Genomic DNA, 14,041 nt, shown 5'->3' on the forward strand with positions numbered 1-14,041 from the left:
CCTTAAATTATTGACCAAAAACGATAATTTATCAATAAAACCACGATTTAAGTAAATTATACTCAATAAATTTAAGAGTTTCAGCCTTGCAATTGGTATGTATTTTAACTAAATTTGCAAACCTAAAAACGTCGTTCGTATGCAACCTGAAATTATAAGCTCATCCAACATTTCCTTTGAAGAATATAGAAATCAAATACTTAGAGATTTCAAAATTGCTTGCATTAGCAGAGAGTGTAGCTTGTTAGGTAGACGCGAAGTATTGACCGGTAAATCGAAATTTGGAATTTTTGGAGGAGGAAAAGAATTACCCCAACTAGCCATGGCCAGGGTTTTTCGAAATGGTGATTTTAGATCTGGATACTATAGAGATCAAACTTTTATGATGGCTATCGATCAATATACTATTGAACATTTTTTTGCCGGATTATATGCGCATACAGATATTAACAAAGAACCTTTTGCAGCGGGAAGACAGATGGGCGGCCATTTTGCAACCCATAGTTTGAATGAAGATGGTAGCTGGAAAAACCTAACTGAACAAAAAAACTCAAGCTCAGACATATCTCCTACCGCGGGTCAGATGCCAAGATTGTTAGGATTGGCTCAGGCATCCAAAGTATATCGTAATGAAAAAAGTGTATCAGAATTTACCAATTTTTCTACTAAAGGAAATGAAGTTGCATGGGGCACCATTGGAAACGCAAGTACAAGCGAAGGACTTTTCTGGGAAACAGTAAATGCCGGAGCAGTTTTACAGGTACCAATGGTTATTAGCATATGGGATGATGAATACGGTATTTCTGTTCATGCCAAGCACCAAACAGCAAAAGAAGATATCTCACTCATTCTGGAGGGGTTTAAAAGAGACGAAAATCATGAAGGTTATGAGATAATTAAAGTTAATGGATGGGACTACCCTGCTCTTATCGATGCTTACGAGACAGCAGACGAATTGGCAAGAGAAAAACATATTCCAGTAATTATCCATGTAAAAGAACTTACTCAACCACAGGGGCACTCTACTTCAGGTTCGCATGAAAGGTATAAAAGTGAAGAACGATTAAACTGGGAAAGAGAACACGATTGTAATAAAAAGTTCAAGGAGTGGATTATAGAGCACAACATCGCCACTGCCGAAGAAATAATAGATATTGAAAAAGCTTCAAAAAAAGAAGTTAGACAAGGAAAAAATAGCGCTTGGAACGCATATCTTTCTGAAATAAAATCAGAACAAAATGAAGCCTTATCGCTACTGAAAGCAGTTGAAGAGAAAAGTGCAAATAAGAATTTTATTTCCCCCATTGTTAATGCATTATCTTCTAAAGAGGACCCTATTAGAAAAGATATCCTTGAAGCAACCAGAAAAGCTTTAAGATATATTACCAAGGAAGACTTTGCAGAAAAATCTACTCTTCAAAAATGGATAACAAACTACTTTAATACCATACAACCAAAATATAGTGATCATTTATATAACGAATTCGATTCTAAAGTTACCAATATTAGCGAAGTAAAGGCACAATACGATGATAATGCTCCTCTTGTAGATGGCAGAATAATTATTCGTGATAATTTCGAACAACTTTTTAATCGGGTGCCGGAAGCTCTTATTTTTGGTGAGGATAGCGGTAAAATTGGAGATGTAAACCAAGGACTAGAAGGCTTACAAGAAAAATTTGGAGAAATTAGAATCTCAGATACCGGTATTCGAGAAGCCACTATCATAGGGCAAGGTATAGGTATGGCTATGCGCGGTCTTAGACCCATTGCCGAAATACAATATCTTGATTACATCATGTATTGTATTCAAGGGTTAAGTGACGATTTGGCTACTTTGAGATACAGAACGTTTGCCAAGCAAAAAGCCCCGTTGATTGTAAGAACCAGAGGACATCGCCTAGAAGGGATTTGGCATTCGGGATCTCAAATGGGAGGTCTTGTTCATTTGTTACGCGGAATGCACATATTGGTTCCTAGAAACATGACTAAAGCAGCAGGTTTTTATAACACTTTAATGGATAGCGACGAACCAGCAGTAATTGTAGAATGTCTTAATGGATATCGTTTAAAGGAAAAAATGCCAAACAACCTGGCAGAAACTCGTACACCCATTGGAGTTGTAGAAACCATTAAAGAAGGAACAGACATCACCTTGGTTTCATATGGTTCAACACTTAGGTTGGTAGAACAAGCCGCCAAAGAATTATTATCTGTTGGGATAAATGCGGAGGTAATAGATGTGCAATCATTGATACCATTTGATCTTAATCATGATATCGTAAAAAGCGTTGCCAAAACAAATCGCCTTCTAATTATTGATGAAGATGTTCCAGGTGGAGCCACAGGATACATTTTACACAAGTTGATCGATGAACAAAATGTATATCAACATCTTGATAGTAAGCCGCAAACCTTAAGTGCTCAACCACATAGACCAGCATTTGGTACCGATGGAGATTATTTTAGCAAACCCTCTAGCGAAGATATTTTTGAAAAAGCATATGCTATCATGACAGAAGCAGATCCAGAAAATTACCCAGAATTAAGGTAGCTAATTATCGGAAATCTTCAATCTTAATGCGTTTACCATCTTTATAAGATATTATAAAGATTCGCTTATCAAGTAAACCAGATTCGATTAGTGTTCTTCTAAATTCTTGAGCTTCTTTTAAAGTTTCAAAAATCCCTAGACTAAATTTATGAAGAGACGCATCATTATACACTAAAGTATTGGTATACTTTTCTGAAATAGCAGCTATCTTCTTATCATTCAATGCTTTTATTTGTACAGAAAAGATAGTGTCTTTATTGATTAAACTTCTATACAGATAAAGATTTTGAATTTCTTTAATACTGGTATTTTCTTTTTTAAGGAGTTCCAATTCTTTCTTGGTAGCATCTAATTCATTTTGAATTAGAGAAAGTTCATTAAACTGGTCTTCATTTAAAGCAGTTTTTGAAGAAGATTTACTAGAATAAAAAGCATTGGCTACCAGAAAAATACCTAATAGTAATAAAATCACAGAAAATGATCCATATAGTCTATTGGTTTTTTTACTTTTTTTGAGCTTATCTGCCTCAAATTCCAAAAGATCTTCTAGCTTTTGTTGTTTGATCTCGGATTTTTCTATTTGTTGATGTAGAAATAAAAGATCCTCATCTTTAATAACCTTCATTGTTGGGGTAGTTTACGGGGTTACAGTTATTTTAAAGATAAAATCGCCACGCTTAAAGGAGTTTTTGTTCGGTTATTCTATAAACAATACCATCATTCATTTCCAGAATAAATATTGCCTTCTCTTTAATAATTTTCTGAAAGGCTTTTAATGGAAAACCATTGGAGATTTGATTAATATTTTCAATTCTCACCCTCGCTTTATCGTCAAGTTCTAAAATTCTCGATGTAGAATTCTGGTTATGAATATAATAATTATTATACAAAAAATACAATGTATCCCCATTTTTGTCTAAATCATACTCCGCATCGCCATATTCTTTAGCCTTTCGTACAGCTTTTCTCCCTTCATAATATTCTATAAAATCTACTTCTACAAAAATTGCATCATTACTTTTAAAAGCCCTGGTAACATAACAGTACTGTCGGTCATATTTTATAGATTGACTAGTTACCGAATCTTTACCAGCATCCAGAGAATCGGCCAAAAGCACTATGTTTTCTTTGTGTTCCAAAACACCAGCTTTTAGTTTTGCCATTTCAGTTAACAAAGAATCATTAATTACCTGTAGTTTTTTAATTTCATCAGATTCATTGGATGAAAAAAAAGTTTCATTCTTCATTAGATAAAAGCTCCCCGCAATCATCAGCACGATAAGACCAATAATAAAAGAAAAGTATATGTTACTTACCTTTTTACTTCTTTTTAGTTCTTTGGAAATCGACATGAGTCGATCCTCCATTTTTTGTTGCTTGATATCAGTCTTTTCAATCTGATAATGCATCGACAGAATTTCTTCTTCTTTTTTATCCATGATGTAAGACAATTAATTCCCTTGTTTTCCTAACTATATTTCAGATCCTTAATTTAAGGAATCCATTTGACATCTTTGAAATTGGGTTTTCTTTTCTCTAAAAATGCATCCCTACCTTCTTTGGCCTCATCTGTCATATAGGCCAAACGCGTGGCTTCTCCCGCAAATACTTGCTGTCCAACCATGCCGTCATCGGTTAGGTTCATTGCAAATTTCAACATTTTAATAGATGTTGGTGATTTTTCTAGAATTTCCTGTGCCCATTCATAGGCGGTATCTTCCAAGTCATCATGAGGAATAACAGCATTTACCATTCCCATTTCATACGCCTCTTGTGCAGAATAATTTCTTCCTAAAAAGAAAATCTCTCTAGCCTTTTTTTGTCCAACCATTTTTGCCAAATACGCCGAACCATATCCCCCATCAAAACTCGTTACATCAGCGTCAGTTTGTTTAAAAATTGCATGTTCTTTACTTGCCAGAGTAAGATCACATACTACATGTAAGCTGTGCCCTCCTCCTACTGCCCATCCGGGAACTACAGCAATAACAACCTTTGGCATAAATCTTATAAGTCGTTGTACTTCCAGAATATTCAATCTATGCATTCCGTCATTACCTACATATCCTTGATGTCCTCTTGCTTTTTGATCTCCGCCACTACAGAAACTATACACACCATCTTTTGTTGAAGGACCTTCAGCAGAAAGTAACACTACGCCAATTGAAGTGTCCTCCTGGGCATCATAGAAAGCATCATAAAGTTCACTTGTTGTATTAGGCCGAAAAGCATTACGCACATTAGGTCTGTTAAATGCGATACGAGCAACTCCGTTTGATTTTTTATACGTTATATCTTGATATTCTTTTGCAGTTTTCCAGTGTATTGAATTCATTGTATTTTTTATTTATCCAAAAATACTATAATATTAGGATATTCTACTACATCTTTTAAAAGGTTAATCGCTGTATTTTTTTTCATAAAATAAGAATTTAGCATAGTTTTTGATTGAATTACAAGAATTGGTAATATATTTATAGAGTTATGAAGATATTTTTAGTTTTTATATTCAGTTTGTTAAGTTTTTTATCCTTTGGACAAGAAAGGACTATTCAGACTATTTCTATAGAATTAGAACAATTAACCGCTCCATTATCTTTGGTGGATACAGATGTCATAAACAACAAGTATCAATTAATGGAAGTAGATTTGAGTGTAGACCTCAGAAAACAATATTTAAAGAAAAATACACCCTTGATGTTATTGCCTGAAAATAAATTTATTCAACAAAATTATAATGTTGCTATTCCCGGTGCACCTACCAATCAAAGAAAAGTTGGATTTACCATATCAGGAAATGGCTATAACTCAAGTCTAAACAGGAATACCGGGGACATTAAAAACAATGCATATAAAGACGCTAGTTTATATAGCGGTGCATTTTGCCCTATTACTGGGTTGGCTTATTAAAAATTTTCTTAGATTCTCCGTTCACCTTATCATGCATGTTAAAAACATGCTTACCATTTTTTTCTTCTTCATAAAGATGGGTAAGCAAGCTTAGCTCATTTTTTAAAGCATCAACTTTGTCTACCAATAAGTGTATTTCATTTTTAAGGTCTGTACCATCTTCTCTTTTCTTTCTCTTTACTCTAGCTTTTATTTCTGTTTCAGCCTTCATTTCATCCATCCCATTCATAATCACTCCAATAAATAAATTAAGCACTATCATTGTTCCGATCAACACGAAAGAAACAAAGAAAAAAGATGCTAGCATTGGTGAAGCAGAAGGGTTTGTACACAAGGCTTCGTTACCTCCATACCCATAACTATCACAACCATACATATTTATATACATAATATCTGTCCAATCCTCTAAAGTAATTACTCTAAACAAAGACAAAATTGCAGTTTGAAGGTTATCAAAATGAATGGGATCATTGGGGCCAAACAAAAAAACTGCCATTGCTCCATAAATATAGAATAGTAATCCTAGCAAGAGACTGATATACGCCATAGAGGGAATACTTCTTAATAGCGCTCCCACAATAAGTTGTAATTCTGGAAGAGCAGTTACCAGTTTGAAAACCCTCAGAATACGGATTAACCGAAGAACAGGTAAAAACTCAGCATTATCGCCCAAAAACGGCCCGGCAAAGCAAGCCACTACAATAAAGAAATCAAACAAATTCCAGGCATCTTTAAAATAGTTTTGCGGTTGATTTCCCTCGGCTGTAATTTTAATAAATACCTCGATAGTAAATATGATTAGAATTACCCAATCAATAGCATCAATAATTGGTGCCCATTGATCTACTTTTTCGCCATAAGTTTGAATCCCAACCAGGATACCAGCCAAGATAATTACTGAAATGATAAAATTCTGAAACCACTTAGATTTAGCAATCTTTTTGCATAGCGTTACCATGTAAGACAAAAGGTTAAGTTGTTGATATTATTTAGTTTTGAGATTTTAAATTTAATAAAATAATTAAATTATCAAATTTCCCCTGTGTTACTTAACCTCTTTTAAAGGATTTTATTATGCTATTATTCAATCCAGTAAACGGATACCGTCCTTTTCAATAGATATTTTTCTGGCTTTGTAAAGAGAGCCAATAGCTTTTTTAAAACTTTTTTTACTTAACTGAAAAACTTCTTTGATATCTTCAGGATCAGATTTGTCATTAAGATCAATAAAGCCTCCGCTTGCTTTTAGTTCGTTCAAAACTTGCTGTGCATTAGGCTCAATTCCTCTGTAACCATGTCGCTGCAAAGTAAGATCTATTTTACCGTCTGGACGAACTTTTTTCACAAAACCTTTTAACTGATCTCCCGGAGTAATTTTTTGAAAAATCTCATCTGCATAGACAAGCCCAAGATATTTTTGATTTACTATCATGTTCCAACCTTGTGGGGAAGGATGTGATGCAATTAACTCTACTTCGTCATAAGGAGATAGCAACACCAAAGAGTTGTCTAAAAATCTCTTTGTTTTGCTTGACGCAACAAGCCTATTAGTCTCTTCATCCAAATAAACGTAAACTAAATACCAACTACCTATGCGCATTTTTGAAGCTTGTTCTTTAAAAGGAACAAAAAGATCTTTCTCTAGTCCCCAATCTAAAAATGCACCTATCTCTGAGACACTTGTACATCTCAGATAAGCAAAAGACATTACTGTTGCATAGGGTTCTAATGTAGTTGCGACTATACGTTCTGAGCTATCAAGATACACAAACACCTTGATCTTATCTCCTATCTCAAACTCTTCTGGCACATATTTATTAGGTAGTAATACTTCATTCCCTTCTTCATCTCCCAAAAAAAGTCCCGGTTCACGGTCTCTTAATATTTCTAATGTATTGTAAACTCCTAGATCAAGCATCTTTTTTGTTATTTGGCGCAAAGATACTTCTTTAATCTTCTTACATTAGGTATTTAAACAAAAAAAGGTGATTCTTCGTGAATCACCTTTTGTATATTTTTGGACAGATTATAGTATCTTAATTATATATCGACTCTTTTCCAAAATGTTTAGTTAGCATATAATAAACAACCGCTCTATACTTATTACGATTTGATTTGCCATAAGCTTCGATTACAGATGCAATAGCTTCATCTAATTTTGGCCCATCAGACAATCCTAATTTCTTGATCAAAAAGTTTTTCTTAACAGTATCTAATTCGCTTTGATCGCTACCAGATACAGTCGCAGCATCTGCATTGTAGATAGAAGGACCACAACCAATAGTAACTTTTGTTAAAAGATCCATATCTGGAGTTTGCCCAATTTTGTCTTTGATATCGGCTGCGTATTTAGCAATTAATTCGTCTCTTTTACTCATAAGATGATAATGTTTATAGGTTTTTAGTTAATTTTTTAATCTTGTCTCAAATATAGACGAATTATAAATGAATAATTTGTCCATAAAGTATTTTAAAGTGTAAATATTAGATGAAATACTTAAAATAATCGATTAAAGTACTGTCATTTGTTTTTCGAGGGGTAAAAATTTCAAGTAACTGGGGTTTGTTATTGTTTTGATAGATTTCTTTAACACCTCGAATCAAATCTTCATTATTATCGGCTGTATGATATTCAAACCCAAACATTTTACACAAATGTTCTGCAGTAAGATGATGAGTTGTTTCAAAATACTTACTAAAGTTACTACTTTCTTCTTTACCAGGCAAGATTCTAAAAATCCCACCACCGTTATTATTAATCATAATAATCTTGAAGTTAGAAGGAACATGATCATTCCACAGTGCATTACTATCATAAAAAAAACTGAGATCCCCTGTAATTAAAGTTGTTGGCGTTTTTGTAGCTATCGCAGCACCAATTGCCGTAGAAGTACTACCATCAATACCGCTAGTTCCTCGATTACAAAATACTTTAAAAGAAGGGTTTAATGAAAACAATTGAGCATAGCGAACTGTAGAACTATTGCTAAGCTGGATCATTTGTCCATTGGGAATCACACCAAAGATAGTTTCAAACACTTTAAGATCTGTAAAAGGCGTTTGCTCTAGATATTCTTTGTGTTTTTTTCTTCTTTCTTCTCTAATCGAAATCCAAAACGATTTAAAATCTGATTGTATTGGTTTTACTTGAGGCAAAAACCTTAAAAAAAAATCATTTGGATTTAGTTTAACATGATCTGTAAGGCAAAAATATGTATCGAATGCTTTTTTGGAGTCAATATGCCAATGAGATTTTGGTTGATAGGTTCTTAAAAAAGCTTTAATTCTTTTTGAAACTACCATACCGCCAAAAGTTAAAAGCACATCGGGTTGTAAAGCACTAAACTCTTCTTGGGTTAATGAAGTAATTAACTGATCAATACAATTAATATGTGTTTCATGATGAATATTGGATGTAGTTTCAGATAATACCAAAACGGATGGATCGTTTGCCAACTCCTCAATCCATTTTTGATCTATAATTTCTGGCGCATTGACCCCAATGAGTACCATTTTTCGTTTTGCTTGGGTCCATGCAGAAATCATCTCGGACTGCAAGTTATCAGAGATGTAAGGCAATGGACGCTCTACGGGTATATTTTTAGGAGTAATTGTTGGCTCCTGAAGTTTATCGTACAACGGTTCGTAAAACGGAACATTAATATGAACCGGACCACTTTGTGCAATAGCCATATTTAACGCCAAGTTTATCTCACGCTCATTATGTTTTTGAGCTTCATGCTGTTTTTGGCGAATTTTAATATCTTTAATTTTCGTCTCTGCAACTACTTCAGAATATAGATTAGCCGAATATAATATATGATTCTCAAATACGTTTTTTTGCCGTATCGTTTGTCCATCTCCTATATCAATTCTTTCAATAGGACGATCTGCACTTAAAACAACCAAAGGGACATCACTATAAAAAGCTTCAGAAATGGCAGGATAATAATTTAACAATGCACTTCCCGAGGTACATACCAACGCAACAGGTTTTTTGATCTGTTGAGCAATTCCTAATGCAAAAAAGGCGGCACACCGTTCATCAACAATACTATAACAATACATATCGGGGTGTTCACTAAAACCAATGGTTAAAGGTGCATTACGGGACCCGGGAGAAATAACAATGTGAAAGATTCCTTTTGCTTGGCATAAGGCAACTATAGTTTGTGCTAAAGGAATTTTTGAATATAATCTTGTTTTCATTCGAATGGCTAAAGTACAATATCATACCAATTAAAGCCAATGTTTTAAAGGTAATTTAGAACAAAACTTTTTTCATGGTTTCTGTCTTATTAACCGTCTCTCGCCACTCTTTCTCTGGAACAGAATCCTTGGTAATCCCTCCTCCTACATATAGAATAGCCTTATCACGTACAATTTCCATACAGCGTAAGTTAACAAAAAGATTAGAAGCTACTTGCTCTTGAGTCTCTAGATTTAATTCTCCCAAAAAGCCTGTATAAAATTTTCTATCATACCCTTCGTGTTGCAATATGAAAGATCTCGCTTTTTCCTTAGGTAACCCACAAACTGCCGGTGTCGGGTGAAGAATATTAATAATATTTTCGATACGAGATTTGCCTGCAACCAGTCTTGCCTTAATATCTGTTCTTAAATGCAGTAAAGTTCCTGCTCGATGCGTATATGTTTTTGAAGAAACAATGTCGTTTGCTATTTGTGACAATTCATCTAGAATAAATTTTGTCACCATTTCTTGCTCTTCCAACTCCTTACTTTCCCATTCAATAGGGTTGTCAATTTTATAAGGCTGCGTTCCGGCAAGAGCCATGGTACTAAACTGATCATCTTTAATTTCTAAAAGTGTTTCTGGAGTTGCTCCCAACCACGTTCCAACCTTAGGATGATACCAATAATACACAAAGGCCTTTGAATAATTATCAATTAGTTTTCTAAACATATGTAACGAGTCAAGTGAAGTAAATCCCGATATCTTCTCTTGTCGGGATAACACAACTTTTCTTAAATCGTTCAAAGCTATTGCTTTTATTCCTTTTTCTACCAAACGAATATGATTCACCTGATTATTTGTAGTATCAGAAAGTCCACTAATCTCTGCTAAAAACTCTTCATTTTTCTCAATATTTTTATTAGGGATACTCACTCTAAATCGGTTAGAATGAGCAAAAGGACTAAGAATAGCCTTTTTTGAAGTATCGAAAGGGGCAAAAACAAACCCCGAGGAAGAATAATCCTCTATTTCATATAGCGTATTGTTATTCTGTAATAATACTTCAAGTTGGGTGGCATCCGGTTTTCTATAGATAACAAAGGGAAGTTGTTTCTCTTTTTGCTCCCTAATTTTAGCATAAACATTCTCTATACGCATACCGTTTAGTTTTTAGGAAGTGCAATAGTGGTTAGTTTTACTACAGAGACAAGATTTTGTTCTTCATCTCTTATTTTAATATCCCAAAGTTGGGTTGTTCTACCAGGGTGTACTACTTCTGCTCTAGCATAAACATATCCTTCTCGGACACTTTTCACATGATTTGCAGAAATCTCTATACCTCTAATGAATAGATCTTTAGAATTAAGAAACATATAGGACGCTGCACTACCAACGCTTTCGGCCAATGCTACCATCGCCCCGCCATGCAATACTCCGTCAGGTTGATGTACTCTCGGGTTTACGGGCATTTTAGCAATAAGATAGTCTTTACCTACCTCACAAAATGAGATTTCTAAGGTTTCCATAAGAGTATTTTTACACATTTGGGCACATTGTTCAAGTATTTCTTCTTGGGTCAAATTCATGAAAATTTTAAATTTTAAGTAAAAATAAACAATGCCTATCAAATAATATAACTATATTTAATCATTATTTTAACGAACGTTCAATAAAAATGCCAAAAATAAAAACATCCAAAGAAGAAGTTCTAAGCAAGGTAATCCCAATGCTAAGGACTCGTGGTGTTCAAAATAGTAGTATGAGTGAATTGGCGAAGGCCTGCGGTATTCAAAAATCTCATTTTTACTATTATTTCAACAATAAAGAAGAATTAATCAAGGAGGTGCTTTCAACCGTTTATAGTTACTTTAAATACAACCTGTTTAAAATCATTGATAGCGCCTCCTTATCTCTTCCTGAAAAAGTTGAAAAGATGAAGCTACTCATGGGTAAAATATTTAAGGCATCTGATGGCGGGTGCATCATGGCAAACACCGCGCTAGAAACAATTCATCTCAATCCTAGCTACGGTAAAGAGATTCAATCATTTTTTACCGATTTTATAAAAGGTCTACAAGGGCTCTTAGAACAAAAGTACGATTCAGATGAAGCTTTAATGTTAGCAGAACAAATGGTTCAAGACATTGAAGGTGGCATACTTTTAACTCAAGTATATAATGATTTAAAATATATAAACAACGCTGTTTCCAGAATGGAAAAGATAATTCTAAATTAATAAAACCTATGGAATCATACACAATTCATTCTCTTGACGGATATCCAATTTCGATTCATGAATTCATTCCTTCTACTCCAAACAATAAAACTATAGTTTTTGCCCCAGCCGTTGCAGTGCCACAGAAGTTTTATTTTAACATAGCAGAGCATCTGGCAAGTATCGGGTGTAATGTATTTACTTTTGATTACCGTGGTATTGGAGGATCACTATCAAAAAGCATTCAATCTTTGAAGGATCAAGGGTACTTTTCTTGGGCATCCGATTTTAAAGCGGTATCAAAATATGCCAAAGAAGAATATCCCAATAATAAACAGTACGTTATTGGTCATAGCTATGGAGGTAACAGCCTAGGATTCAGTGATGCTTATCAATATTATGACAAGTATCTTACTATTGCATCTCAATATGGTTTTTACAAACATTTCAAATTAAGAATGCAATTCCTAATTTTAATAAATTTTGGAATATTTGTTCCTGTAACCACATCTATATTAGGCTATTATCCATCGGGATGGTTTGGCCTGGGCAGTCCTTTAACTACACAAGTTGCCAAGGATTGGGCAAAGTTCCTATTGCACCCGGACTCTATGCTATACTTTACAAAGGGAAGTAATACCACATTTTATAAAAACATCAAAGACCCTATGTTGCTGGTAAGTATAGAAGATGACCTATTTGCACCAAGAAAATCGGTTGATATACTGGGCGATCAGGTATACAGTAATGCTCAAGTAACACGAAAACATCTAAAACCGAAGGACTATAATCTAAAATCGATTGGTCATTTTGATTTTTTCAGAAAGAAAAACAAAGATATTTTATGGCCTATTGTTTATGATTGGTTTGATTTGAATTAAATTTGCGTCTATCATGCAAATCATTTCAAAATCAGATTTTTTTTTACCTATATCTATGCAAGCTGAAGAAAAAGAAATTTCATATACCGCTACAAATACCTTTTCTACCTTAAATTCCTTAACCTCTAAAACTAAAAATGTTTGGTTAGTTTTTCACGGAATCGGTTATCTAAGTCGTTATTTCATTAGGTTATTTGAAAGCTTTGATAAAGATGAGAATTATTTTATTGCTCCCCAGGCCCCTTCAAAATATTATAAAGGAAATGATCACAGAAGAGTCGGATCTAGTTGGCTAACCAAAGAAAACACACAACCTGAAACCAAAAATGTTTTACGTTATGTGGATGCTATTGTTGAATCAGAAAAAATACCCGAAGAGTTAAATTTTATTATTTTGGGATATTCTCAAGGAGTTAGCATTGCTACCCGTTGGATTGCAAGTCGAAAAATCAATTGTGATACCTTGATAATGGTATCTGGAGGTTTTCCCAAAGAACTAAAGAAAGAAAATTTTACTTTTCTTACCGAAAACACAAAAATCACTCATATCGTCGGGGAAAAAGATCCTTTTTTTGAAATAGAAAAAGTTGAAGCCGAAAAAAAGCGTGTCAAACAAATTTTACCGCAAATTGAGTTTAGAACTCACAACGGAGGCCATGAACTCGATGTAGCATCATTAAAAGAAATACTTTAGCGATTCATTCAAATGCGCATTACTAATTAATTTTACAAATAACGTTCTTTAAGAACTTCAAAATGATGCGCTTGATGACCAGCCAGAACGTATCCAACTGCCCTGGTACTCATTGCACTACTACTAGCCTCTCCAACTCTGAGCAACATCTCATTTGTAAAACTTTTAAAAAGTGTAATTGAAGAATTGCGAACAGCTTCAAAATCTGCAATCAGTTCTTCTTTACTATAATTATTAGCATTCGAATTAGGAACGTAGTCGTCTTGTTCAAACCCCATAAGTGAAGTTTTATCATTTCTTGCAAAACGTAATGCTCGATAAGCAAATACCCTTTCAGCATCTATAAGATGTTGTAATACTTCTGCAATTGTCCATTTTTCGTCAGCATAAGCATAGGTAAATTTTTCTTGTGGAATGGAATTTACAAAATCAACAAACTCCTTTTTGCCATGATGTAACCCTTTAACAACATCAATATGTTTAGCCTTAGAAATATAGGCCCCATAGTACGGGTGAAACTCTCCCTCGTTTAATTGAGCAAGCATAAATAATGAATTAAATAAATGAGGTGGGAATTTAATAATTCCCACCT

At 34.1% G+C, this 14,041-nt stretch carries 15 protein-coding genes; 5 read left to right on the forward strand and 10 right to left on the reverse strand.

What is annotated here, in order from left to right:
• The first annotated feature begins 139 nt into the window (after positions 1 to 139).
• On the forward strand, positions 140 to 2,554 hold the full coding sequence (locus U6A24_RS14340; protein ID WP_324180681.1) for an alpha-ketoacid dehydrogenase subunit alpha/beta: 2,415 nt from the start codon (positions 140 to 142) through the stop codon (positions 2,552 to 2,554).
• A 4-nt stretch (positions 2,555 to 2,558) separates the two neighbouring features.
• Here U6A24_RS14340 and U6A24_RS14345 read toward each other — a convergent pair whose 3' ends face one another.
• From U6A24_RS14345 to U6A24_RS14355, 3 genes are read right to left on the reverse strand one after another with little or no spacing between them, the layout of a single operon-like run.
• On the reverse strand, positions 2,559 to 3,179 hold the full coding sequence (locus U6A24_RS14345) for a hypothetical protein (RefSeq protein ID WP_324180682.1): 621 nt from the start codon (positions 3,177 to 3,179) through the stop codon (positions 2,559 to 2,561).
• A 52-nt stretch (positions 3,180 to 3,231) separates the two neighbouring features.
• Positions 3,232 to 3,993 carry a hypothetical protein gene (locus U6A24_RS14350; protein WP_324180683.1) on the reverse strand — a complete coding sequence of 254 codons (762 nt, stop codon included), beginning with the start codon at positions 3,991 to 3,993 and terminating at the stop codon, positions 3,232 to 3,234.
• Positions 3,994 to 4,046: 53 nt separating this feature from the next.
• Positions 4,047 to 4,889 carry a 1,4-dihydroxy-2-naphthoyl-CoA synthase gene (locus U6A24_RS14355; RefSeq protein ID WP_324180684.1) on the reverse strand — a complete coding sequence of 281 codons (843 nt, stop codon included), beginning with the start codon at positions 4,887 to 4,889 and terminating at the stop codon, positions 4,047 to 4,049.
• Positions 4,890 to 5,038: 149 nt separating this feature from the next.
• Here U6A24_RS14355 and U6A24_RS14360 point away from each other — a divergent pair, with 149 nt between their 5' ends.
• The gene (locus U6A24_RS14360; RefSeq protein WP_324180685.1) at positions 5,039 to 5,464 is read left to right on the forward strand and encodes a hypothetical protein; all 426 of its coding nucleotides are present in this window, start codon (positions 5,039 to 5,041) and stop codon (positions 5,462 to 5,464) included.
• Here U6A24_RS14360 and U6A24_RS14365 read toward each other — a convergent pair.
• The 6 genes from U6A24_RS14365 to U6A24_RS14390 all read right to left on the reverse strand — a co-directional run bounded on the left by U6A24_RS14365 (position 5,445) and on the right by U6A24_RS14390 (position 11,245).
• Complete coding sequence (locus U6A24_RS14365; RefSeq protein ID WP_324180686.1) at positions 5,445 to 6,422, reverse strand: ion transporter; 978 nt, start codon at positions 6,420 to 6,422, stop codon at positions 5,445 to 5,447. The two genes, U6A24_RS14360 and U6A24_RS14365, sit on opposite strands and share 20 nt — an antisense overlap.
• Positions 6,423 to 6,548: 126 nt before the next feature.
• Complete coding sequence (locus tag U6A24_RS14370; protein ID WP_324180687.1) at positions 6,549 to 7,382, reverse strand: CvfB family protein; 834 nt, start codon at positions 7,380 to 7,382, stop codon at positions 6,549 to 6,551.
• A 118-nt stretch (positions 7,383 to 7,500) separates the two neighbouring features.
• Complete coding sequence (locus U6A24_RS14375) at positions 7,501 to 7,842, reverse strand: DUF2853 family protein (protein ID WP_324180688.1); 342 nt, start codon at positions 7,840 to 7,842, stop codon at positions 7,501 to 7,503.
• 106 nt (positions 7,843 to 7,948) lie between these two features.
• Complete coding sequence (gene menD / locus U6A24_RS14380; protein ID WP_324180689.1) at positions 7,949 to 9,673, reverse strand: 2-succinyl-5-enolpyruvyl-6-hydroxy-3-cyclohexene-1-carboxylic-acid synthase; 1,725 nt, start codon at positions 9,671 to 9,673, stop codon at positions 7,949 to 7,951.
• Between the two features lie 55 nt (positions 9,674 to 9,728).
• Positions 9,729 to 10,817, reverse strand: a complete 1,089-nt coding sequence (locus U6A24_RS14385; protein ID WP_324180690.1) for a chorismate-binding protein — start codon at positions 10,815 to 10,817, stop codon at positions 9,729 to 9,731.
• 5 nt (positions 10,818 to 10,822) lie between these two features.
• Positions 10,823 to 11,245 carry a PaaI family thioesterase gene (locus U6A24_RS14390; RefSeq protein ID WP_324180691.1) on the reverse strand — a complete coding sequence of 141 codons (423 nt, stop codon included), beginning with the start codon at positions 11,243 to 11,245 and terminating at the stop codon, positions 10,823 to 10,825.
• Between the two features lie 89 nt (positions 11,246 to 11,334).
• Between U6A24_RS14390 and U6A24_RS14395 the strand changes: the two genes are divergently transcribed.
• From U6A24_RS14395 to U6A24_RS14405, 3 genes are read left to right on the forward strand one after another with little or no spacing between them, the layout of a single operon-like run.
• The gene (locus U6A24_RS14395; RefSeq protein ID WP_324180692.1) at positions 11,335 to 11,895 is read left to right on the forward strand and encodes a TetR/AcrR family transcriptional regulator; all 561 of its coding nucleotides are present in this window, start codon (positions 11,335 to 11,337) and stop codon (positions 11,893 to 11,895) included.
• Between the two features lie 8 nt (positions 11,896 to 11,903).
• A complete protein-coding gene (locus tag U6A24_RS14400) occupies positions 11,904 to 12,755 on the forward strand; it encodes an alpha/beta hydrolase family protein (protein WP_324180693.1) in 852 nt (283 codons plus the stop codon).
• A gap of 13 nt (positions 12,756 to 12,768) precedes the next feature.
• On the forward strand, positions 12,769 to 13,449 hold the full coding sequence (locus tag U6A24_RS14405; RefSeq protein ID WP_324180694.1) for an alpha/beta hydrolase: 681 nt from the start codon (positions 12,769 to 12,771) through the stop codon (positions 13,447 to 13,449).
• A 32-nt stretch (positions 13,450 to 13,481) separates the two neighbouring features.
• Here U6A24_RS14405 and U6A24_RS14410 read toward each other — a convergent pair whose 3' ends face one another.
• Positions 13,482 to 13,994, reverse strand: coding sequence for a DinB family protein (locus U6A24_RS14410; protein ID WP_324180695.1), 513 nt, complete (start codon positions 13,992 to 13,994; stop codon positions 13,482 to 13,484).
• Between the last annotated feature and the right edge of the window lie 47 nt (positions 13,995 to 14,041).

It is taken from the genome of Aquimarina gracilis, from assembly GCF_035285365.1.
In the GTDB taxonomy this organism is placed as follows: domain Bacteria; phylum Bacteroidota; class Bacteroidia; order Flavobacteriales; family Flavobacteriaceae; genus Aquimarina; species Aquimarina gracilis.